Genomic DNA, 22,910 nt, shown 5'->3' on the forward strand with positions numbered 1-22,910 from the left:
TACAGTTTCTGAAAAAAACTTTCATTTCTTTTAGGTGGCATAACAATTGAATTAACAGATTAAAATACTACCCGCTAAGTACAGAGGCAGTAGGATTAGACCTTTGCAGAAGATTGTACTTAGATATAAATAATAAACTGTAGTGACAGTTTGACCTAAATAAAGATATGGCTAAATCTAAATTATTAAATATTGACAGTTTGTCATTTCAAGGAATCGATGAAGATGCAGAATTAATTCCTTTGATGACCCCAGAAGATGAAGAGGAGATAAATAAAGAAGAACTCCCAGAAATATTATCTATACTACCCCTTAGAAACACTGTTTTATTCCCAGGTGTTGTAATACCAATTACTGCAGGAAGGGATGCTTCTATAAAACTTATTAATGATGCAAATAGCGGTAATAAAGTAATAGGTGTTGTAGCGCAAAAGGATGAAGATGTAGAAAATCCAGGAGTGGACGACATTTATAAAACCGGTGTAGTTGCAAGAATTCTAAGGGTGCTTAAAATGCCCGATGGAAATACAACTGTTATCATCCAAGGAAAAAAGCGTTTTAAGATTAAAGAGATGATTTCTGAAAAACCTTATATGTCTGCTTCTGTAGACGAAGTTCCAGAAGTTAGACCAGATCTTAAGAATGCTGAGTTTAGTGCAATTATAGAATCTATAAAAGATCTTGCGTTGCAGATCATTAAGGGAAGTCCTAATATTCCATCTGAAGCTTCCTTTGCTATAAAGAATATTGAAAGCCCTTCTTTCTTGATCAATTTTGTGTCTTCTAACATGAATTTGAGCGTAGAGGAAAAGCAAAAATTATTGAAGACCAATAATTTGAAGAATAGAGCGCTGGATACTTTGAAGTTCATGAATGTTGAGAACCAGAAATTGGAACTTAAAAATGTGATTCAAAGTAAGGTACAAAGCGACATGAGTCAGCAGCAACGTGAATATTTCTTACATCAGCAAATGAAGACCATCCAAGAAGAGCTTGGTGGCGCTTCTAATGAGGATGAGATGGAAGAAATGCGTGTTCGTGCTAAAAGTAAGAAATGGGACGAAAAAGTTGAAAAGCACTTTACTAAGGAATTAGCTAAAATGCAGCGAATGAATCCTCAGGTTGCTGAGTATTCAATTCAGAGAAACTATTTAGATCTTTTTCTAGATCTTCCTTGGGATGAATTCAGTAAAGATAAATTCGATCTGAAACGAGCTAAAAAGATCTTGGATAGAGATCACTATGGTTTAGATGATGTTAAAGAGAGAATTATTGAATATCTAGCGGTTTTGAAGCTTAGAAATGATATGAAATCTCCTATTCTTTGTCTTTATGGACCTCCAGGAGTTGGTAAAACTTCTTTAGGAAGATCTATTGCAGAAGCTTTAGGGAGGGAATATGTGCGTATTTCTTTAGGTGGATTAAGAGATGAAGCTGAGATAAGAGGTCATAGAAAGACCTATATTGGGGCGATGCCTGGAAGAATTATTCAGAGTTTGAAAAAAGCCGGAACTAGTAATCCTGTTTTCGTATTAGATGAAATAGATAAATTATCTAATGGTCATAATGGAGATCCATCTTCAGCATTATTAGAAGTTTTGGATCCAGAACAAAATAGTGAGTTTCATGACAATTTCCTGGAAATGGGATTTGATCTTTCTAAGGTAATGTTCATTGCAACCGCAAATAGTTTGAGTACCGTTCAACCTGCACTTAGAGATAGAATGGAAATCATTAATGTTACAGGATATACTATAGAAGAAAAGGTTGAGATCGCTAAGCAGCATTTATTGCCTAAGCAACTTAAAGAACACGGACTTACTAAGGAGCACATTAAAATTGGAAAAGCACAACTAGAGAAGATCGTTGAAGGTTATACTAGAGAATCTGGAGTTCGTGGTTTAGAAAAGCAAATTGCTAAGATGGTGCGTTATGCAGCCAAGAACATTGCAATGGAAGATGAGTATGTGGTGAAGATCACTAATGATGATGTTATTAAAATACTTGGAAGTCCTAGAATGGAGCGCGATAAGTACGAAAATAATGATGTAGCAGGGGTTGTAACTGGATTGGCTTGGACAAGTGTTGGAGGAGATATATTATTTATTGAATCTATACTTTCTAAGGGAAAAGGGAATTTAAATATTACTGGAAACCTTGGGAAAGTAATGAAAGAATCTGCCACGATCGCTATGGAATACCTAAAGGCTAATGCTGAGATGTTAGATTTAGATCCTGAAGTGTTTGAGAAATATAATGTGCATATTCATGTGCCAGAAGGGGCTACTCCAAAAGATGGTCCTAGTGCGGGAATAACCATGCTAACATCATTGGTTTCCTTATTTACTCAGCGTAAGATCAAGAAGAGTCTTGCAATGACTGGTGAGATCACATTAAGAGGAAAAGTATTGCCAGTTGGAGGAATTAAGGAGAAAATCCTTGCTGCCAAGAGAGCAAGAATTAAGGAAATTATTCTTTGCGAAGAAAATAGAAGAGATATAGAGGAAATAAAGGCAGACTACGTGAAAGGTCTTACATTTCATTATGTGAAAGAGATGAAAGATGTTATTGAGCTTGCTCTTACCAAGGAAAAAGTAGAAAACCCTAAAGTATTATAAGTTCCAAACCCTGAAGAAATTCAGGGTTTATCTTTTTTACAATTTAATTTCTGCTTTATTTATCTTTGGAGTCGATAAGTAATAAGGAGTAACCTTTTAAATCTCACACATTGACAGATCATAAAATTACTATAGCAATAGACGGCTTTTCTTCTACAGGTAAAAGTACAGTTGCAAAACAATTAGCTAAAGAATTAAGCTATGTATATGTAGATACTGGTGCCATGTATAGAGCTATTACACTTTATGCTATGCGCAAAGGTTTCATTACCAAAGATTCTTTTGATACAGATAGCTTAATAAAAGACCTTCCAAATTTAAATTTAAAATTTGCTTTTGAAGCTGCTCGAGGTTTCGCTGCTATATATTTGAATGATGAAAACATTGAAGATGAGGTTCGCACATTAGAAGTTTCTCAATACGTAAGTAGGGTAGCGGCAGTTTCAGAAGTACGGGCAAAACTAGTATCTCAACAACAACTAATGGGCCTTGAGAAAGGAGTGGTAATGGATGGGAGAGATATTGGAACCGTTGTGTTTCCAAATGCTGAATTAAAGATCTTTATGACAGCAACTGCAGAAGAAAGAGCAAAGCGCCGATTTAAGGAAATGAAACAAAAAGGGCAAGAGGTGAGCTATGATGAGGTTCTTAAAAATGTAGAAGAGAGAGATCATTTAGATACCACTAGAGAAGACTCTCCTTTAGTAAAGGCCGAAGATGCTATAGAAATTGATAACTCTTCATTAAGCTTGGACGAGCAGTTTAACACCTTGCTCAATATTTCTAATGAGGTTATAGCTAAGCAAAACTAAAACTTGCGAAGCTGAATGACTGAGGCTAAACTTCCTAATTCATTATTATATTTAATGGCTGTTGGAGCGGGATTGGTAGTTGCCAATAACTACTATAATCAACCCCTTCTAAATCTTATTTCAGAAACTTATCAGGTTAAGGAAACAGCTGTAAGTAATATTCCTTTATTTACTCAAATAGGATATGCCCTAGGATTATTATTTATAATTCCGCTTGGAGATAAATTTCCCAGAAAGAAACTTATTCTTATAGATTTTATTGCAATTGTCATCAGTCTACTGGCAGCTGCATTAGCGCCATCTTTATTAATTCTTACTATCGCCAGTTTTTTTATTGGTTTTTCTTCAGTAGTTCCTCAACTCTTTGTTCCAATGGCTGCACAATTAGCTTCAGAAGAAAGGAAAGGAAGAGCTATAGGAATTGTGATGAGCGGACTGCTAATTGGAATCTTAGGAAGTAGATTTATTAGCGGTATGGTAGGGGAGTATCTTGGTTGGAGAGCTATGTATTTTATTGCTACAGGAATTATGCTTATCTATTGGTTGTTGCTTAAATATAAGTTGCCAGAACTAGCTCCAGACTTTAGAGGAACTTATGCACAACTTATGAGATCAATAGTGCATTACTTTAAATCTGAAAGTTCGGTACGCTTAGCCGCCGTAAGAGGAGGATTAGGATTTGCAGGATTCAGTGCTTTTTGGACCACTTTGGTTTTTCTAATGGAGGATTCATTTAATTATGGAAGCGCCATTACAGGTGCATTTGGGATTCTTGGAATTGGAGGAGCACTTGCCGCTACAGTTATGGGAAAACTTAGTGATAGGATGAATAAAAATAGGCTAATCACCATATCTACTATTTTAATGATCATAGCTTGGGGAATATTCGTGTTTTCCGGTAGTTCTATTATAGGCTTAATAATAGGAGTGATCTTGATAGATATGGGATTACAATCTTTACATATTACAAATCAGAACATCATCTTTTCTAAAAATCAAGATGCACGAAATAGGATTAATACAATTTATATGGTAGGGTATTTTATTGGTGGTGCTTTAGGGACCATTTCTGGTGCTTATGCGTGGCAGGAATTTGGTTGGACAGGGGTTGCTACACTGGGAATGATCTACTCTATTCTTATTTTATTATTTCATTTTTCATTTAAAAATTCAGTTTCATAAAACAGAGTTCTCAAATATTTGAATATAATAAAATAAGTTGTATTTTTGCACTCCTTTTTAGATAAAGAAATGGAAATAGAAAAGGGTTGAAAATCAAATATATAATCACTTCTGTGTTTAATTATCTGAAATTTCCATAAAGAACATAGAATACAAATATTACAATCAGCAATGGCTGAAGAAACAAAAAATCAAGAAGTTCAAGAGTCTAACTCTGAAGTTTCGAACCACGCGGCACCGTCTGCACAACAGGAAAACCCTGAGCAATTCTTAAAAGACTTTAACTGGCACAACTACGAAGAAGGAATAGATCCTGTAGATGATACTAAGTTAGTAGAATTTGAGAAGTTAGTAGCTGAAAACTTTGTAGATACTTTAGATGATGAAGTAACTACTGGTAGAGTTATTAATATCACAGATCGTGATGCTATTATTGACATTAACGCGAAAAGTGAAGGAGTTATTTCTTTAAACGAATTCCGTTACAATCCAGATCTTAAAGTTGGAGATGAGGTTGAAGTATTAATTGATGTACGTGAAGACGCTACAGGTCAATTGATCCTTTCTCACCGTAAAGCTCGTGTGATCATGGCTTGGGATCGTGTGAACAAAGCACATGATGAAGCATTAATCGTAAACGGTTTTGTTAAATGTCGTACTAAAGGTGGTATGATCGTAGATGTATTTGGAATTGAGGCATTCTTGCCAGGATCTCAAATAGACGTGAAGCCAATTAGAGATTACGATGCTTATGTAGGTAAAACAATGGAATTCAAAGTTGTGAAAATCAACCATGAATTTAAGAATGTTGTTGTATCGCACAAAGCGCTTATCGAAGCGGATATCGAAGAGCAGAAAAAAGAAATTATTGGTCAACTAGAAAAAGGTCAAGTATTAGAAGGTACTGTTAAGAATATTACTTCTTACGGTGTATTCGTAGATCTTGGTGGAGTTGATGGATTGGTTCACATTACAGATCTTTCTTGGTCTCGTATTAACCATCCAAACGAAATAGTTGAATTAGACCAGAAATTGAATGTTGTTATTCTTGACTTCGATGAAGCTAAGACTAGAATTCAATTAGGTTTAAAACAATTACACAAACATCCATGGGAAGCTTTAGACGAAAACCTTAAAGTTGGAGACAACGTTAAAGGAAAAGTAGTTGTAATTGCAGATTACGGAGCATTTATTGAAGTTGCTGAAGGAGTTGAAGGACTTATTCACGTTTCTGAAATGTCTTGGAGTACGCATTTACGTTCAGCTCAGGATTTCGTGAAAGTAGGGGATGAGATCGAAGCTCAAATCTTAACTTTAGATCGTGATGATCGTAAAATGTCTCTTGGTATTAAGCAATTAAGCGCGGATCCATGGACAGATATTACTTCTAAGTATCCAGTTGGTTCTAAGCACACAGGTATTGTACGTAACTTTACAAACTTTGGTGTATTCGTAGAATTGGAAGAAGGAATAGACGGACTTATTTATATTTCTGACCTTTCTTGGACTAAGAAGATCAAGCATCCATCTGAATTTACTAATGTAGGTGATAAGTTGGAAGTTGTTGTATTAGAATTAGATGTTGAAGGACGTAAATTAAGTTTAGGTCACAAACAAACTGAGTCTAACCCTTGGGATAAATATGAAACTGAATTCGCTGTAGGTACTACACATACTGCGGAAATAGGTGAAATAGTTGACAAAGGTGCAACCATAGAGTTTAATGAGGATATTACTGCATTCGTTCCTACTCGTCATCTTGAAAAAGAAGATGGTAAGAAACTTAATGCTGGTGAGTCTGCGGAGTTCCAAATTATTGAATTCAACAAAGAATTCAAGAGAGTGGTAGCTTCTCATATGGCTATACATAAAGAAGAAGAGCAAAAAATCGTGAAGCAAGCTGCTAAAAAATCAGCTCAAAACACTGAAAAAACCACTATTGGTGATGTTAATGCAGATCTTCAAGCATTGAAAGATAAAATGGAAGGGAAAGCATAGTCTTTCAAATTCATTCATTTTTTAAGCTTAAAAGAAAAAGCCTCCTTAATTTAAGGAGGCTTTTTTATTTGCTATAATACAAAAGTTTATGCAGCGTTTTCATTCAATATTTCCTGAAGAGCTTCAAGCGTTATAGGCTTAACTATATAATTATTTACACTTTCATATTCTTTAGATCTTTCAACATCTGCGGGATCTACAGAAGAAGTGATTATATAAATAGTTATTTTTTTAGACGTTTTAATTTTAGTGAATTCATCTAGGAATTCCCATCCATCCATAATAGGCATATTAAGATCTAATAAAATAATATCTGGTAATCGTTCCCCAGCCTTAATAACAGATTTGAGGTTAATAAGAGCTTCTTCTCCATTATGAAATATCATATATGCCGAACAGAAATTGGCATATTGCATGATCTTCTTCGCTCCAAAAACGAAAATAGGATCATCATCTATAATACAGGCTATATCAATTTTATTCATGTTTTAAATACAATTTAAATATTGTTCCTTTATCTACTTCACTTTCCAATTCGATCTTACCGCCTAAAGATTCTATTTGATTCTTAGTTATAAATAATCCAATTCCTCGGGAGTCTTTATTTTTATGGAAAGTTTTATACATCCCAAAGATTTTTGCTTTATGTTTCTTTAGATCTATTCCAAGTCCATTATCCTCAATACTAATTACCACATAATCTTCCACGATTTCTGAATCTATTTTCACAAAAGAGTCTCTTTCCAAAGATCTATATTTAATTCCATTAGTCAGAAAATTAAGAATAATGCTATCCAGATAAGCTTGCAAACCTAATACATTAAGTGTAGGGTCTATATTATTAATAATCTCTACTTCAGCCTCACTTGCTATTCCGGCAACATTCCGAATGGATTGATCTGTTGTTTTAAATATATTAATAGGGATTAAACTGTCATCTATATTTGTATTAATTAATACAACTTCATTTAAATGGCTTATGGTTTCCTTTAGATTATCTGAAGCCATTTTTAGCATATTCATAATTTCATTATCACTTGCTTCAGGATAGTCTTGTAAAAATAAGGTAAGAAGCATATCAAAGTTACCAGAGTGGGAACGTAAATTATGAGATACTATATGAGCAAAATTCTTTAAACGTTCATTTTGATCATTAGTAACTGCTAATAAGGACTTTATTTCCTTTTCTACTCGCTTAATTTCGGTGATCTCTGCTGCAACACCTAGATACCCAATAATCTTCTCATTGTCCTTTACAGGAGTTACAGTTAGTTGTACAGGAAAGCTTACGCCGTCTTTTCTAACATAGGTCCATTCCCTTGTATCGTGATTATCATTATTAGCTAAAGCTCTAAAAATATCGAAATTTTCAATTTTTTTGTTTAGTTCTTTTGAGAGTTCTTCTCCAGTCTTGATGATCTCTTTTTTTAGATGAATTATGGCGGGCGACTCTTTTCCAACCATTTCTTCTCTAGTATAACCTAATAAATTTTCAGCCCCTCTATTGAAAGTTGTTATAGTACCATCCACATCGGTTCCTATAATACTTACATGGGTGCTAGAATCTAATATTCCTTCTAATTTTGCAAAGGTTTCCTGTAGCTTTTGGGCAGCGATCTTTCTTGGGGTAATATCTGTGATCTGACCAATAAAATATAATGGTTTTCCATCTTCATTCTTAACTACAGATACCGATAGTATTACATGTATAATAGATCCACTTTTATGAATAAATCTCTGTTCATTATTTAGATAAGTTTTTGTGCCTGCAATAAATTCCCTTAATACCGCTATATTATCTGCAATATCTTCTTTAGGGGTTATGTCGTAAACACTTAAGCTTAATAGTTCTTCTCTTGTATAACCTACAATTCTACTAAGTTGGTCGTTAACTTCCAACCAATCTGTACTTTCGTTAAGAATGGCCATTCCAATAGCTGCATTTTCGAAATTACCTCTAAAAGCAGCTTCGCTAATTTTAAGTTGCTGTGTAGTTTTTTTGATTTTTGTAATGTCGTGCATTGCAACCACAGCTCCAAAAACATTACCGTCCTCACCAACAAGTTGAGAACCTGCAGCTACAATATTTCTTTTTTCACCCTTTTTAGGTGAAATAATAAATTCTTTAGTACTTACCTCACCGGTATATAATGCTTGAAGAAGGGGTATTTCCTCTGATTTCAAAGGTGTTTTTCCATCTAAATGAAATAATCCATAGTAATTAGAGAATTCTGAGATCGGTACTGGTTCTGCAGGTAGTCCATGCCATTCCTTTGTGGCATTATTAAACATAGTTAAATTCCCTTCTCTATCACATGAAACAATCCCTACATCTATGCTATTAAGTATAGTTTCTAATAAAGTCTGTTTTTCGTGGTTTAATCTCTCAGCTTCTTTTCTCTTTTGAATATCCTGAAAGAGACCATATAAACGTTGACATGTACCGTTTTTAAATTCTGATATTCCAATTGCCCGAACCCATTTTCTATTTCCCTTTCCTGTGATGATCTCTACTTCTATATCGTAATTCACACCATTAACAATGGCATCATTTACGGCCTTTTCTAAAGTGTCTCTATTGATCCCTAAAGGGTAGAAGTCTATTGCTTCAGAAATTATTGGAGAATAGTCCTCCGGTACTTCATGTATTTCCTTTGTTACACTACTCCAGTGAGCTTCATTGTTTAGAAGATCTACCTCCCAAGTACCAATCATTGCAGCCCTACTGGATCTTTCTAGTAGATCTTGATATTTTTCCAAGAGCAATTCATGTTCTTTTCGCTCTGTAATATCTTGGTAGCTTCCGGTCATCCACTCTGGTTTACCATCTTTAGTCCAACTTACTACTTTACCAGTATCTTTAACCCAAATCCATCCCCCTGCTTTATTTTTAAACCTGGATTCTATTACATAATATTCGGTTTCCCCTAGAAAGTGCTCATCTAATAACTTATTAGAGCGTTCGTGGTCCTCTGGATGAGCAAATTTCTCCCAAGTTTCCATGCTAATAGGTTGAAGTTCCTCTAGAGTATATCCTAGAATATTTGCCCATTTTTCATTAAATATAGTTTCTCCGGTTTGAACATTCCATTCCCAGGTGCCAATATTAGTACTAGCAATAATACGTTTTAGTCGTTTTACATTTAGTTGTTCCTCCAAACTAACTTCATGACCATTTACAAAAGAGGTGTTCCCTACAATTACCGCAGTGATACTATTTTCTGAATTTTTTACTGCAAGTGCTTTGCAATGAAAACTGATTTCTTGGCCAGTTTTGTGAGTATATGCAACTTTTAATTTTACAGGGGTTGAGTAATCTGTAAAGTGATTTTTTATAGCAAGGATCACCCTTTCAGATTCTTTATTCTTTAATATTTTATTGGTAGATAAAGATTTATCTCTTGAAAACGAAGAATCAAAACCTAATAAATTTAATAGCTTTTGGTCTATATAGATATTATTGGTGTTTTCTAATTCTATATACCAATATCCATATAATGTAAAATCCTCTATAAAATTAAAAATAGCCTCTTCCTCACGAATTATATTATAAAGGGATTTTTTTAAAATTGTCATGATTATGGGGTTTCAAACTTCAATTAAAAAGAATTAAGTTATTATACCTTAATTCAGGGTTTGGACCTATCTGTTAGACGTACTCAGGAAATTTTTGCTCAAGTATCTCTTTTACTCCATCAATAAATAATGGTTTGTTTAGAAATCCTGAAATTTGCGGAATTTCCTTTGCTCTATCTCGTTCATCTGGGTTGAGAGAAGTGGTAAGCATTACCACAATAGCTTTACTTTTTTGTACCTCTTCTAAATGACTATAATTTTCTAGAAATTCCCAGCCATTCATTCCTGGCATATTAATATCTAAAAAGATGAGATCTGGTTGGGGATTTGTTTCTTTATCGGTAGATTTTAAATATTCTAAAGCTTCAAATCCACCTTGTACAGCAATTATTTTCTCAGTGCAATCAATTTTTTTTAAAACTCTTTCATTGATGAAATTGGTAGGTAAATCATCATCAACTAATAATATACAGTTTAATTTTTTTTTCATAAAGTGTCTTTTTAATAAGGTATTTTAACACCTTAGAAGTTCAAAAGATTTGGGAATCTATTGTTAATAAAGATTGTTGAAATAAAATGTTGTAGCAATTTAGAAAATTTCGCGGAATCTGATGATAAAAGTTTAAACTTAGTTTAAAGCTATTTGTAATACTTCAGTTAGATTCTACAAATGATTTTTTTAGGGAGAGCGAGTTTAGTAAAGTTGAAAATCATTAAAATTTTTATTTCTATTTCAGACTTAGCTCTTGAAGTTCCAGTTCATAATCATACTGAAGATCTTCATGTAACAATGTAATTCCTTTTTTTACTAGAAGCAATTGCCTATTGTATAAGTTTAATAAAGTGGTATTTCGTTTAATTGAAGGGGAGAAATCTGCTAATTGTTCGCAAAAGAACAATAATAGTTCTACCTCAGTCTCCTTTTTTTTGGAATACCGTATATATTTTTTAATCATTTTAAGGATTTTCCTTACACTCTTTTTTATGAGGTAGAAATTTTTCTTGTTAATCAGACTGAATTGAATCTCTACTTCCTGTTTTATTTGTGCGATATATTCTTCTTCATCTGTAGAATCAAATAACACATATGTGAGTAATTCTTTATTCTCCTTTTTAAATTTAGACAGCTGTAAGCAAAAACTTAATAGTTCTTCTTTAGATCTATGTCCAAGTTCATCTTTAAGCTCCTTAATACTTGCAACCTTCATGCTTACTATGTTTTAATTTTATTTAATATTCAGTTAGTTTGCTGCCAAAACCTGAATTTTTTCTATTGTGGACTTAAGAAATTAGATTTTATCTCTTAATTATTAAAAGGTTTTTGCTTTTTCCTTTTGAATCTATTTTTTAACTAAGGCTCTTCTTTCGATATAATGCAAGAACTCCTACAATGGGTCCAATCGCCAAAATTAAATATAGAAATTTTGGATCTAAATAATTACTCGCAAGAGAAATACATTGAATACTTATAATCGTTATTGCAAAGCCTATGCTATTCACCAGAGTCAGTGAGGTAGCTCTATATTCTGCTGGAGTATTTTGCGCTACCAAAGTGGAAAATAATGGAGAGTCTGCCACCACTACCATCCCCCAAAAAACAAGAAATCCTATAAAGATTAAACTAGAATCTATATGAAAGAGAAAAGGGGATAAAAGGCAGCAAATTCCAGATAATAACAATGCTATTCGAGCAATTCTTTTTTCACCATATTTGCTACTTAGAAAACCACCTATTACACATGCCAATCCTCCAACTCCAATAATAATAAAGGAGTATAAAGATATATTTGGAGATATAGATTTATGTAATCTAAAGTATGTTGTAAGAATAATTGGGACAAAAGCCCAAAACGAATATAACTCCCACATATGTCCGAAATATCCCAAAGCGGCCGTTCTCAATTTTGGATTTTGGAAAATTAGTATTCCGGTTTTAAAGGCAGGTTTATTGTTTCTTTTTCTGTAAGGACCATTGGGAACAAATAATAAAATTAGAAGCCCTCCAAATAACGCTATTAAGGAGGTGGTTACTATTACCGCGTGCCAGGAAATCTGAACAAATAGACCATTTAATAAATGAGGAAATGCAGTTCCTAATACTAAAGCTCCTACCAAAAACCCTAGTGCCTTTCCTAAACCTTTATCACTATAATCTGATGCTATTTTCATTCCTACCGGATAAATTCCTGCTAAGAAAAAACCACTGGAGAATCTTATCAATAGAAGACTAAAGAAATTATTAGATTCTAATATGGTTATTGCATTAATACAAGCACCTAGTAGTGCGCAAATAAAAAATACTTTGGAAGGTGAGAATCTATCGGCAATAGAAAAAAGCGCAAAAAGAAGAGTTCCTATTATAAAACCAAATTGTACTGCAGAGGTTAAATGTTCTAAGGCGTTTTCATTTAATTGAAAATCTAATAGTAGTTCTCCTAAAACTGCATTTGTTGCAAACCATAAAGAGGTACAACAGAACTGAGCCAATACAATTATAAATATTATAAATCTGATGCTTTTCATTCAGGATAAGAAAGATTGGGAGTAAATGTATCAAATTAACTAGAAGTATATTTCAACCCTTCTTATGAATTTAGAACAGAAGTAAAAGTAAGTCATATACACGAGATCGATTATGAACTATACTTTCTTTAATCAAAAAAAATCTTACTTTTGTTTCCCAAACATCATCAGTTTCTAATATGAGTCAAAAAATGTTGCTTAATTCTAAAGAGATCAACATTATTCTTCGTCGTTTGGCTTGCCAGTTGGTAGAAAATCATCCAAATTTTGAAAATACTGTAATCATTGGGATACAACCTCGTGGGATATTCTTAGCGAATAGGATTATTCAATTATTAGAAGAAGAATATGGGATTAAGGATATAGAATATGGTCAGCTCGATATTACGTTTTATAGAGATGATTTCAGAAGAAGCACCAAACCTTTGGAAGCTAATAAAACCAAGATCGATTTTATTGTTGAAGATAAACAAGTGATCTTTATAGATGATGTGCTCTACACCGGGCGAAGTATACGTTCAGCATTAACAGCAATTCAATCTTTTGGAAGACCTAAAGAAATAGAATTGCTTACACTTATAGATAGAAGATTTAGTAGACATTTACCAATTCAACCGGATTATAACGGGAGACAAGTAGATGCAATTAACGATGAACAAGTAAAAGTGCATTGGAAAGAGGTACATGGAGAAGATGCGGTCTATCTGTTACCAACTGCGAAAATTGAACAGGAAGTAATTCCACAGAAAAAAGATACTAAATGAGCGAATTAAGTGTAAATCACTTATTAGGAATTAAATATCTTAAGAAAGAAGATATAGACCTGATCTTTAAAACTGCAGATCATTTTAAAGAAGTGATCAATAGACCAATTAAAAAGGTTCCTTCTTTACGTGATATTACCATTGCAAATTTATTCTTCGAAAACAGTACCCGCACTAGACTCTCTTTTGAACTTGCCGAAAAAAGACTAAGCGCAGATGTGATTAACTTCTCAGCAGCTTCTTCTTCAGTAAAAAAAGGGGAAACCCTAATAGACACAGTAAATAATATTCTTGCCATGAAAGTGGATATGGTGGTGATGAGACATCCCAATCCTGGGGCTGGGATTTTTTTATCTAAGCATGTAGATGCAAGCATTATAAATGCTGGAGATGGAACACATGAACATCCTACTCAAGCTTTATTGGATAGTTATTCTATTCGTGAAAAATTAGGGGAAGTAAAGGGTAAAAAAGTTTTAATCGTAGGAGATATTAAACACAGTAGAGTTGCGCTTTCTAATATTTTCGCATTGAAAATGCAGGGCGCTGAAGTAAAGGTGTGCGGTCCCAAAACCTTAATTCCGAAGTATATTGAATCTTTAGGGGTAAGTGTAGAAACCAATCTTGTAAAGGCTTTAGAATGGTGTGATGTTGCCAATATGCTAAGAGTCCAAAATGAAAGAATGGAAATTAGTTATTTCCCAACTACAAGGGAATATACACAGCAATTTGGACTAAACAAACAAATATTAGATTCCCTTAATAAACAAATTGTGGTAATGCACCCGGGACCAATAAATAGGGGAGTGGAGATAACAAGTGATGTAGCCGATTCTAAACAGGCTATAATATTAGATCAAGTTCAAAATGGTGTGGCAGTAAGAATGGCCGTTATTTACCTTTTAGCTTCAAAAATAAATCGATAAGTTTATAGTAGATTAAAAGATCAAAGATGAAAATTATACGAAAAGAAGGATATATTATTCTAAAGGATAGTGAGCATAATCTTATAAATTTTGCAGAGAAAATCACTGAAAACTATATAGATTATAGAGACGATAATGTAGTGATAGACCTTCGTGATTTTCCAAATTTTGAACTGAAAGATGCTCTACTGTTTTTGGAAATTTCTAATATACATAGAGCAGAAAAAAAATCTTTTGTAATTGTAAATTCCAATCTTTCTATAGATGTGATTCCAGATGAATTAATTGTAGTTCCTAGTCTCCAAGAGGCGGGAGATATAATTAAAATGGACGATTTAGAAAGAGAACTAGGTTTTTAATAAAAATAAATTTATTGGGCTTCTTTGTTTAATCGCAAGGACATAAAAACATAGTATGAAATTAACAATATTAGGTTGTTATGCAGCGACCCCAAGAACTTTCACAAATCCTACCTCTCAGGTTTTAGAAATAAATAATCATTTATTCTTAATAGATTGTGGAGAAGGTACCCAAGTTGAATTACGCCGGAATAAGATCAAATTTTCACGGATAAAACATATTTTCATTTCTCATTTACACGGGGACCATTGTTTTGGACTGGTAGGTCTTATTTCTACCTTTCGATTGTTAAATAGGGAGTCTGAACTACATGTCTATGGTCCTAAGGGTATAAAGGAAATAATTACCTTACAATTAAAATTATCCAAATCCTGGACAAATTATCCCTTGCTATTTCATGAGTTAGATAGTAAAAGCCCAGAGTTGCTTTTTGAAGATGAAAAGGTTAGTGTAGAAACTATTCCATTAGATCATAGAATTTATACAAACGGATTTTTGTTTAAAGAAAAGCCGGGGCCAAGAAAGCTTTTGATTAATGAGATCATGAAGTATAACATTGACGTCTCTTTATATCAAAGTGTAAAAATGGGAAAAGATGTAGAATCCAATGATGGTGAGATCATACCAAATCATTTGGTAACTGGACCACCAGCAAAACCTATGAGCTATGCCTTTTGTAGTGATACAGCCTATTACCCGGAAATGATCTCTCAAATTAAGAATACAAGTATTCTATATCACGAATCTACCTTTCTTGAGGTAAATAGAGAACTAGCTGCACCAACAAAACATTCAACCGCTATCCAAGCTGCTCTAATAGCAAAGGAAGCAAACGTTGGGAAATTAATTCTTGGCCATTTTTCCACAAGATATCCAAACATTCAATTATTTAAGGAAGAGGCACTTAGTGAATTCTCGAATGTGGAATTAGCCGATGATGGTAAGATTTTTACCTTTTAACGAATAAAATCAAATTTTCTTACACACAAAAATTTTAATCTAATCAAATAAGTAGGATTTAACGTACAATATATGTTAAAATTACCATAAAATCAATTAACTCACTGAGCAAGAGTGTATTTAATCGATTTTATTTGTATTTTGGCTATACCAAATCGCTTAACCTACTTATTATGTTGAACTATACAAAACAATTTTGTCTTGTTTTTGCTTGTATTCTTACGTTTGCATCTTGCTCTAAAGACAGTACTATTCCAGAAAATGAGGCACAACTAAAAACTGTTAACCTTGCTAATTCTATAACTTATACTTCATTAGAATCTGAAATTCTAAATGGTGTGAACAAGTACAGAGAAAGTATTGGGATGAAAGCGCTTTCAAGAGTAGATGAAGTAACTTTCCAAGCAGACGATCATACTATTTATATGACTAGTAACGAAGTGGTAAATCACGACAACTTTAATGTTCGTTATAGTAATTTAGTATCTAATGTAGGAGCTAAGGCAGTAGCAGAAAATGTTGCTTTTGGATATGGAAATGCAGATGCTGTTGTAAAAGCTTGGATTGCCAGTGAAGGGCATAGAGTAAATATAGAAGGTAATTTTACTCACTTTGGAATTTCAGTAGATAAGGATAAAAACGGCAAAAATTATTTCACTAATATTTTTATGAGAAGATAATCATAAATTAGTTTACCCTGATGTGTATTGTTTAAAGCATAAATTTTGAACACCCTACAAAAAATCGGAAAAACCCCCATTCAATTATATTTGGATGGGGGTTTTTTTAATTTAATATAAATTTTAATTCCAGGTGGTAAAATTTCAATGCAGCTTCTATCTATTTAGTATTCAATTAAAACCATCTTTAATATGAGAATTATATTAGTTGGGGCTACTAGCCTGTTCTTTGTTAGTGACCTCTTATAAACTATAAGTCAGAAATAATCATAATCATCTGTCTTTTGACTATACTCTATTGAAAGGGAGTATTTTATTTTTAATTGATTTATTAAAGAAACCGCACTCTCCAACTAAAACTAATTATTCGAAAACGCCCAGATAGTATTTTACTATCTGGGCGCTTATGTGTATTTTAATGAGATTTAGTTCATTTTAACAACACTAAACATAGATCTTCTATTAAGTTGATGCTCTTCCTTACTGCATGAATCACATGGGATTGCAGGTTCTCTTTCCCCAAAACCTTCATGTGCGTTAATACGCTCTGCAGCCACTCCATTAGCTACTAAATAATCGTAAGTAGCTTGTGCTCTTCTTTTAGCCAATGCTTCATTATATTCATTAGTACCTCGCTTGTCTGTATGAGAACCAATTTTAATTACAAGTTCCGGATATTTATTGTTCATTAAATTAACAAGTTTATCCAATTCTTTTGCGGCATCAGATCTTATATTAGATTTATCAAAATCAAAGTAGATATTATTAATTTCAGCTAAATACTCTACATCTTCAATAGGATCTAATTCAATATTATAGATAAGTTCCTCTAAATCATCGGTATTATTAGCATCTACTATACCTGTCTTTTCTTTGTATTCTATATGTTTAGCTTCAATAGGATATTTAACATTTCTATTGATTTCTTGTTCGTAATTCCCATCCTTATCGGTTTCTAAGAAAGCAATTTGTTTATTCTCTGAAGTAAATAATCGGATAGTAGCATTCGGGATCGGTTCGCCATTTATCTTATCTGTAACTTGACCCTTTAAGATCAATGTTTTTAATAAATTAAAGCCATAAATATCGTCACTTCCCACACCGCCTTCACGATTAGATGCAAAATATCCCAAATTGCTATCTGATTTTTGAAAATAAGCAAAATCATCTAGGTTACTATTTACTGGTTCTCCAATATTGATAACTTCCATAGAAGGTTTAGAAAGATCTATTTTAAAAATATCCATTAAACCAAATCCAGCATGTCCATTGGAAGAGAAATATAGTATAGAATCTTTGGCCATAAAAGGAAAAGATTCATCTAAAGAAGTATTTATCTTATTTCCCAAATTCACGGGATTTCCAAACATATTGTTTTCCATTATATCCACTTTATATAGATCTGCCCCACCAAAACCATTTGGCATATCAGAAACAAAATATAAAGTTTTACCGTCTGTAGATAAACTTGGATTTCCTACAGAGTATTCATTATTATTAAATGGAAGTTCTATAACATCACTCCAGGAATTATTAATATTTGTAGCTCTATATAATTTTAAATTATTAGTTTGATCCTTTAGTTTTTTACCTTCTTTATTATTTAAATAATTGTTTCTTGTAAAATACATGTATTTACCATCCTTAGTAATAGTAAGTGGACCTTCATGCAAGACGGTATTTATATCTCCGGAGACTGAGGAAACAGTTTCTGAATTAGCATTTAATTGATAAACATCTAAAAATGGTTCCCCATTCCAAGAGTATACTTTATTCTTTTTGGACATTCCTCCATCTCTTGCAGATACTAGGTAAGTAACTCCATCATGTTCATAAGCACTAAAATCGCTGTATCCAGAATTAAAATTAACTTTATCTAAGATGTAATTCTCCTTAATTTTAAAGTCAGCTATATCTTTAGAAAGTAATTCATCTACTTCTGCTTTATTCTTTCCCGCAGTGCTATATTTTTTTAGCCATTCCTTAGATTCATCATATCTTTTAACTCCTCTTAAAGCTTGAGCATACTTAAAATAGTATTCAGGAGAAATACTTGTGTCTTTAACCGCTTCAGCATAGTAAAATACTGCATTTTCTGGGCTGCTTAATTTAAGATAGCTATCTCCAAGTTTACTTTGGTTATAGGTAGTATTAAAATCCTTTTCAATAAGTTCTTTGTAAATATCTACAGCTTCAATGTATGCAAGATCATCGTACAGACGATCGGCTTTTTTTTGCTTCCCATTTTGTGCGGAAGCCATAAAACTATTTCCAATGAATAGTAGAAGTATTAAGTAGTTGAAATTCTTCATAATAGTTTTATTTATGTTAGAAAAATCTTGGAGATTTGTATTTAGTATTCTTGGATCTAAGTTCGAAAATCAATAGAATCTCATGAGATCCGGAAGTATAAGGTCTTAGATCTGAAATTGAATATTCGTAAGCATATCCTACTCGTAAGGATGGTAAGATCTGGAAATCGGCATAAGCACCTACAGCATCGTCTAATCTATATGTTGCTCCTAAGTAGAGTTTTTCATCATATATAACTGTTCCAGACATATCAAAGGATAGAGGAGCACCTTTTGTTGCCTTAACAAGGGCAGATGGCCGAAGTTTCCAATCGTCACTCATATCAAATACATATCCTCCAGTTAAATAATAATGTACCTGTTCTAGTGCTACATAATCACTAAAGTCGTTATTATCATTATTAATAATCTTTGGAGCAGATAATCCCATGTACCATTTCTGAGATGATAAATATACACCTGCACCAAAATTCGGAGTCCATTTATTAAATTGATCATTAAAGAAAGGATCGCTTAATATAGAAGGTTCAACAAAGAGATCTTCATCTAGATCATAATAACTGGCTCCTCCTTTTAAACCAAAAGCCAAAGTCACGTCTTCACTTACATTTATGGTATAAGAGAAATCCGCATATAGATAGGTGTATTTCTCATAACCTGCTTTGTCATTTATTACAGAGAGACCAAGTCCCACTTTTTCATTGTTAAGTGGTGCATGCATAGACAAGGTTTGTGTCACTGGACCTCCACTTAAGCCTGCCCATTGATTTCTGTTCAAAGCAGTTAATGAAAATCCATCTCTGCTTCCTGCATAGGCAGGATTTATAGATATGGTATTGTACATATATTGCGTGAACTGTGGTAATTGCTGAGCATTTGATGTAAAGAGACCAACAAAAAATATCGTTATAAGGATATAGAAGTTTTTCATGTTTATAGCTTTATTTAGTTCCTAAGTAGATGTATCCTTGAATTGGGCCTAAACTACCTGCACCATTAATTTCGATGATATAGTAGTAGGTTCCCGAAGGTAATTGGTTCGAACTTGTAAATGATTTATCAGAGTACCCATCCCAGTTGTTTTGGTAATTTCTCATGGTATAGATTTCTGCTCCCCATCTATTAAAGATCTTCACGTTGAATGTAAATCCACAATCAAGATCAACTCCAATTTTAAAGAAGTCGTTAAATCCATCTCCATTTGGCGTTACAGCCTTAGAGATGCTGTCCTTAATATCATCTAGGCTACAAGCCAATACGATACAAGAATCATCTATGGTTAACTGTACTTCTGTAGTAGAAGGACAACTTCCAGATATTATATAATTGAAAGTATATGTTCCAAGATCATTCTCAAAGGAACTCAGGTCTAAAATACTACCTTCCAAAGATCCAACTGAATTAGGATTCTCCCATCTACCAGTTCTGTCAAACACTCCAACTAGTAGGTCGAATAAATCAAAAGTACCTCCATCGTAACATTGTGATACAGCCGTGATAGTTTCAATTTCTATGGCTACAGGTTCGTTCAAGGTTACTATGGTGATTTCTGATGTTAAATTGTCACCCGATTGAGCAGTTACCTCATAGGTTCCTGGTGCCAAATCGCTAAACACTCCGCTTTCTTGATAATCTACACCATTAATACTATAGGTTAAACCTTCCATAGTTTGAACTGTAATAGTACCAGTTGGGTTCTCACAAGTTGGTTGAATAATCGAAGTGGTTGGTGGAGCAGGAGGGGAATCATCTACCGGGTTTACAGTAATAATAACTATAGCAGTATCGGTACCACCGTTTCCATCGGATATAGTGTATTCAAAAGAATCTTCTCCATTATAGTCTGAATTAGGAGTATATGTTATTGTTCCATCTTCATTTATTACAACTATTCCATTAGATGGGGTAGTTGTATTAATGATTGTAAGTGGATCTCCTTCAGGATCTGAATCGTTATTTAAAACAGGTATTACTACCGAAGTATCTTCATTAGTGCTTGCTGTATCATCCACAGCAATAGGACTTCCTTTAACAAACACGGTAAAGCTACATACAGATGTATTCCCGGAAGCATCTGTTGCTACATGAGTTACTACTGTGGTTCCTATTGGAAATTGTTCTCCAGATGCTAGTCCAGTTGTTCTTTCTATAGTAACTCCACAATTATCTATTGCAGTAACTTCCGTATAATTTACAACTGCATAATCCTGACCTACAGTATTTGTAGTTATAATATTTACAGGACAAGCAATTGTAGGATCTTGGTTGTCTGTTACAATTACGTTAAAGCTTACTGTTGAAGTATTTCCAGCAGCATCTGTTGCTGTGTATGTCACTGTTGTAGTTCCTATAGGGAATTCACTTCCAGAAGCAAGACTTCCTTCATTTAATGTTACCACAGTTCCATCACAGTTGTCTGTTGCAGTAGGAGCAGAGAAAGTAACTACTGCGCCACAAACATCTACATCTGTATCTACATTAATATCAGCTACAGTTTCAAATATTGGATCCTCTGTGTCATTAACTGTTACATCGAAGCTACATGAAGCTGCATTACCAGCGGCATCAATAGCAGTGAAAGTCACCGTTGTAGTTCCTACTGGGAATATTTCACCCGAAGCAGGACCTGCAGTTTGACTTACAGTTACATCTAATCCTGAATTATCTGAAGCAGATGGCATTTCAAAAGAAACAACCGCTCCACAAATTCCAGCATCAACATTCATGTCTATATTTGTAGGACAAACAATTACTGGTGGTTCGTTATCTTCTACAATAATAGTAACCGTACAAGTAGAAGTATTTCCAGAAGCATCTGTAGCAGTGAATTCTACTGTAGATTCTCCTATTGGGAATTGACTTCCTGAAGGTAAACCAGCAGTTTGTTCTACTGTTACACTACAATTATCTGTAGCAGTTGCATCTTCAAAATTAACTATCGCATAACTCTCGCCACTTTCGGTGGTAGTAATTATAGCTGAAGGACAAGTTATTGTAGGATCTTCATTATCTGTTACGATCACATTAAAGGATACAGAAGAAGTATTTCCAGCAACATCTGTAGCAGTGTAAGTCACTGTTGTAGTTCCCACAGGGAATTCACTTCCAGAAACCAAGTTTCCTTCGTTTAGTGTTACTACAGTTCCCTCACAGTTGTCTGTTGCAGTAGGAGCAGAGAAAGTAACTACTGCGCCACAAGTGTCTACATCTGTATTTACATTAATATCAGCTACAGTTTCAAATATTGGATCCTCTGTGTCATTAACTGTTACATCGAAGCTACATGAAGCTGAATTACCAGCTGAATCCGTTGCAGTAAATGTTACGGTTGTAGTTCCTACCGGGAATACTTCCCCTGAGGTAGGTCCTGCGGTTTGAGTTATAGTTACTTCAAAATTAGAATTATCTGTTGCTATTGGAGTTTCAAAAGTTACCACTGCACCACATATTCCTTGGTCTACATCCATATCGATATTAGCAGGACATAAAATTGTAGGTGGTTCTTCATCTGTAATTGTAATTGTAAAGCTACAAGTGCTTGTATTTCCAGAAGCATCAGTTGCAGTAAATTCTACAGTAGATACGCCAATTGGGAATTGACTTCCTGTAGGTAAACCAGCAGTTTGTTCTACTATCACATCACAATTATCGGTTGCTGTTGCATTTCCAAAATTCACAATTCCAAAACTTTCACCCACTTCTGTTGTTTGAGTTAAATTTGCAGGGCAAGCTATTAATGGATCCTGGTTATCTGTTACGATCACATCAAAGGATACTGTAGAAGTATTTCCTGCTAAATCGGTTGCGGTATAGGTTACAGTTGTAGTTCCTACAGGGAATTCACTTCCAGAAGCAAGGCTTCCTTCATTTAAAGTTACCACAGTTCCCTCACAGTTGTCTGTTGCAGTAGGAGCAAAGAATGTAATTACAGCACCACATTCGTTGATATCTGTTTCTACTTCAATACTTAGCATTTCTGAAAGAACTGGATCTTCCGTGTCAGGAATTAAAATAACTTCTACTGAAGCCTTATCGGAACATCCGTTTTCACCAGTAATAGTTACAGAATAATCACCAGCATCAGATACTAATATAGAAGAATCTGTAGATCCATTGCTCCATAGGTACGTAAACTCACCATCCGCAGTGGAAGATGACGCATCCAGAGTTACCGAAGTAGTAGTACAAGTTAGCTCTTG

17 protein-coding genes are annotated in these 22,910 nt (G+C 33.8%); 9 read left to right on the forward strand and 8 right to left on the reverse strand.

The genetic code is table 11. From position 1 onward, the window contains the following. Positions 1–167: 167 nt before the first annotated feature. The 4 genes from lon to rpsA all read left to right on the forward strand — a co-directional run bounded on the left by lon (position 168) and on the right by rpsA (position 6,610). Positions 168–2,618, forward strand: a complete 2,451-nt coding sequence (gene lon / locus BC962_RS15630) for an endopeptidase La (protein ID WP_121346966.1) — start codon at positions 168–170, stop codon at positions 2,616–2,618. Between the two features lie 110 nt (positions 2,619–2,728). Beyond that, on the forward strand, positions 2,729–3,430 hold the full coding sequence (gene cmk / locus BC962_RS15635; RefSeq protein ID WP_121346967.1) for a (d)CMP kinase: 702 nt from the start codon (positions 2,729–2,731) through the stop codon (positions 3,428–3,430). 15 nt (positions 3,431–3,445) lie between these two features. Next, positions 3,446–4,612, forward strand: a complete 1,167-nt coding sequence (locus tag BC962_RS15640; RefSeq protein WP_121346968.1) for an MFS transporter — start codon at positions 3,446–3,448, stop codon at positions 4,610–4,612. A gap of 171 nt (positions 4,613–4,783) precedes the next feature. After that, positions 4,784–6,610 (forward strand): 30S ribosomal protein S1, encoded by a 1,827-nt coding sequence (gene rpsA / locus BC962_RS15645; RefSeq protein ID WP_121346969.1) that lies wholly within the window; start codon positions 4,784–4,786, stop codon positions 6,608–6,610. Positions 6,611–6,696: 86 nt separating this feature from the next. Here the strand turns inward: rpsA and BC962_RS15650 are convergent, their stop codons facing one another. From BC962_RS15650 to BC962_RS15670, 5 genes are all read right to left on the reverse strand, one after another. Beyond that, on the reverse strand, positions 6,697–7,095 hold the full coding sequence (locus BC962_RS15650) for a response regulator (protein ID WP_121346970.1): 399 nt from the start codon (positions 7,093–7,095) through the stop codon (positions 6,697–6,699). Further along, the gene (locus tag BC962_RS15655) at positions 7,088–10,186 is read right to left on the reverse strand and encodes a PAS domain S-box protein (protein ID WP_121346971.1); all 3,099 of its coding nucleotides are present in this window, start codon (positions 10,184–10,186) and stop codon (positions 7,088–7,090) included. Before BC962_RS15655 ends, BC962_RS15650 begins: the two co-directional genes overlap by 8 nt. A 73-nt stretch (positions 10,187–10,259) precedes the next feature. Then, on the reverse strand, positions 10,260–10,676 hold the full coding sequence (locus BC962_RS15660) for a response regulator (RefSeq protein ID WP_121346972.1): 417 nt from the start codon (positions 10,674–10,676) through the stop codon (positions 10,260–10,262). 238 nt (positions 10,677–10,914) lie between these two features. Beyond that, positions 10,915–11,394 (reverse strand): hypothetical protein, encoded by a 480-nt coding sequence (locus tag BC962_RS15665; protein WP_121346973.1) that lies wholly within the window; start codon positions 11,392–11,394, stop codon positions 10,915–10,917. Between the two features lie 139 nt (positions 11,395–11,533). Further along, on the reverse strand, positions 11,534–12,709 hold the full coding sequence (locus tag BC962_RS15670; protein ID WP_121346974.1) for an MFS transporter: 1,176 nt from the start codon (positions 12,707–12,709) through the stop codon (positions 11,534–11,536). A gap of 179 nt (positions 12,710–12,888) precedes the next feature. Between BC962_RS15670 and pyrR the strand changes: the two genes are divergently transcribed. The 5 genes from pyrR (at position 12,889) to BC962_RS15695 (ending at position 16,399) form a co-directional block, all read left to right on the forward strand. After that, positions 12,889–13,473 (forward strand): bifunctional pyr operon transcriptional regulator/uracil phosphoribosyltransferase PyrR, encoded by a 585-nt coding sequence (pyrR, locus tag BC962_RS15675; protein WP_121346975.1) that lies wholly within the window; start codon positions 12,889–12,891, stop codon positions 13,471–13,473. After that, positions 13,470–14,399 carry an aspartate carbamoyltransferase catalytic subunit gene (locus tag BC962_RS15680; RefSeq protein ID WP_121346976.1) on the forward strand — a complete coding sequence of 310 codons (930 nt, stop codon included), beginning with the start codon at positions 13,470–13,472 and terminating at the stop codon, positions 14,397–14,399. Before pyrR ends, BC962_RS15680 begins: the two co-directional genes overlap by 4 nt. Positions 14,400–14,425: 26 nt before the next feature. Beyond that, positions 14,426–14,758: a ribonuclease Z gene (locus BC962_RS15685; protein ID WP_121346977.1), complete on the forward strand. Its 333-nt coding sequence runs from the start codon at positions 14,426–14,428 to the stop codon at positions 14,756–14,758. Positions 14,759–14,813: 55 nt separating this feature from the next. Beyond that, positions 14,814–15,719 carry a ribonuclease Z gene (locus tag BC962_RS15690; protein ID WP_121346978.1) on the forward strand — a complete coding sequence of 302 codons (906 nt, stop codon included), beginning with the start codon at positions 14,814–14,816 and terminating at the stop codon, positions 15,717–15,719. Between the two features lie 173 nt (positions 15,720–15,892). Next, complete coding sequence (locus tag BC962_RS15695; protein WP_121346979.1) at positions 15,893–16,399, forward strand: CAP domain-containing protein; 507 nt, start codon at positions 15,893–15,895, stop codon at positions 16,397–16,399. A gap of 425 nt (positions 16,400–16,824) precedes the next feature. Here BC962_RS15695 and BC962_RS15700 read toward each other — a convergent pair whose 3' ends face one another. The 3 genes from BC962_RS15700 to BC962_RS15710 all read right to left on the reverse strand — a co-directional run. Next, entirely contained in the window at positions 16,825–18,711 is a 1,887-nt protein-coding gene (locus BC962_RS15700; RefSeq protein WP_121346980.1) for an OmpA family protein, read from the reverse strand. A gap of 16 nt (positions 18,712–18,727) precedes the next feature. Beyond that, the gene (locus BC962_RS15705) at positions 18,728–19,642 is read right to left on the reverse strand and encodes a PorP/SprF family type IX secretion system membrane protein (RefSeq protein ID WP_121346981.1); all 915 of its coding nucleotides are present in this window, start codon (positions 19,640–19,642) and stop codon (positions 18,728–18,730) included. A 10-nt stretch (positions 19,643–19,652) separates the two neighbouring features. Next, a partial coding sequence (locus BC962_RS15710; RefSeq protein WP_121346982.1) for an HYR domain-containing protein occupies positions 19,653–22,910 on the reverse strand: 3,258 nt, incomplete at its 5' end.

It is taken from the genome of Gillisia mitskevichiae, assembly GCF_003634585.1.
Classification (GTDB): domain Bacteria; phylum Bacteroidota; class Bacteroidia; order Flavobacteriales; family Flavobacteriaceae; genus Gillisia; species Gillisia mitskevichiae.

Coding starts and splice junctions, on each gene's coding strand:
- BC962_RS15680 (WP_121346976.1), top strand. CDS start 13,470: ATGAGCGAATTAAGTGTAAATCACTTATTAGGAATTAAATATCTTAAG.
- BC962_RS15705 (WP_121346981.1), bottom strand. CDS start 19,642: ATGAAAAACTTCTATATCCTTATAACGATATTTTTTGTTGGTCTCTTT.
- BC962_RS15650 (WP_121346970.1), bottom strand. CDS start 7,095: ATGAATAAAATTGATATAGCCTGTATTATAGATGATGATCCTATTTTC.
- BC962_RS15695 (WP_121346979.1), top strand. CDS start 15,893: ATGTTGAACTATACAAAACAATTTTGTCTTGTTTTTGCTTGTATTCTT.
- lon (WP_121346966.1), top strand. CDS start 168: ATGGCTAAATCTAAATTATTAAATATTGACAGTTTGTCATTTCAAGGA.
- BC962_RS15655 (WP_121346971.1), bottom strand. CDS start 10,186: ATGACAATTTTAAAAAAATCCCTTTATAATATAATTCGTGAGGAAGAG.
- BC962_RS15700 (WP_121346980.1), bottom strand. CDS start 18,711: ATGAAGAATTTCAACTACTTAATACTTCTACTATTCATTGGAAATAGT.
- rpsA (WP_121346969.1), top strand. CDS start 4,784: ATGGCTGAAGAAACAAAAAATCAAGAAGTTCAAGAGTCTAACTCTGAA.
- BC962_RS15665 (WP_121346973.1), bottom strand. CDS start 11,394: ATGAAGGTTGCAAGTATTAAGGAGCTTAAAGATGAACTTGGACATAGA.
- BC962_RS15670 (WP_121346974.1), bottom strand. CDS start 12,709: ATGAAAAGCATCAGATTTATAATATTTATAATTGTATTGGCTCAGTTC.
- BC962_RS15660 (WP_121346972.1), bottom strand. CDS start 10,676: ATGAAAAAAAAATTAAACTGTATATTATTAGTTGATGATGATTTACCT.
- pyrR (WP_121346975.1), top strand. CDS start 12,889: ATGAGTCAAAAAATGTTGCTTAATTCTAAAGAGATCAACATTATTCTT.
- BC962_RS15685 (WP_121346977.1), top strand. CDS start 14,426: ATGAAAATTATACGAAAAGAAGGATATATTATTCTAAAGGATAGTGAG.
- BC962_RS15690 (WP_121346978.1), top strand. CDS start 14,814: ATGAAATTAACAATATTAGGTTGTTATGCAGCGACCCCAAGAACTTTC.
- BC962_RS15640 (WP_121346968.1), top strand. CDS start 3,446: ATGACTGAGGCTAAACTTCCTAATTCATTATTATATTTAATGGCTGTT.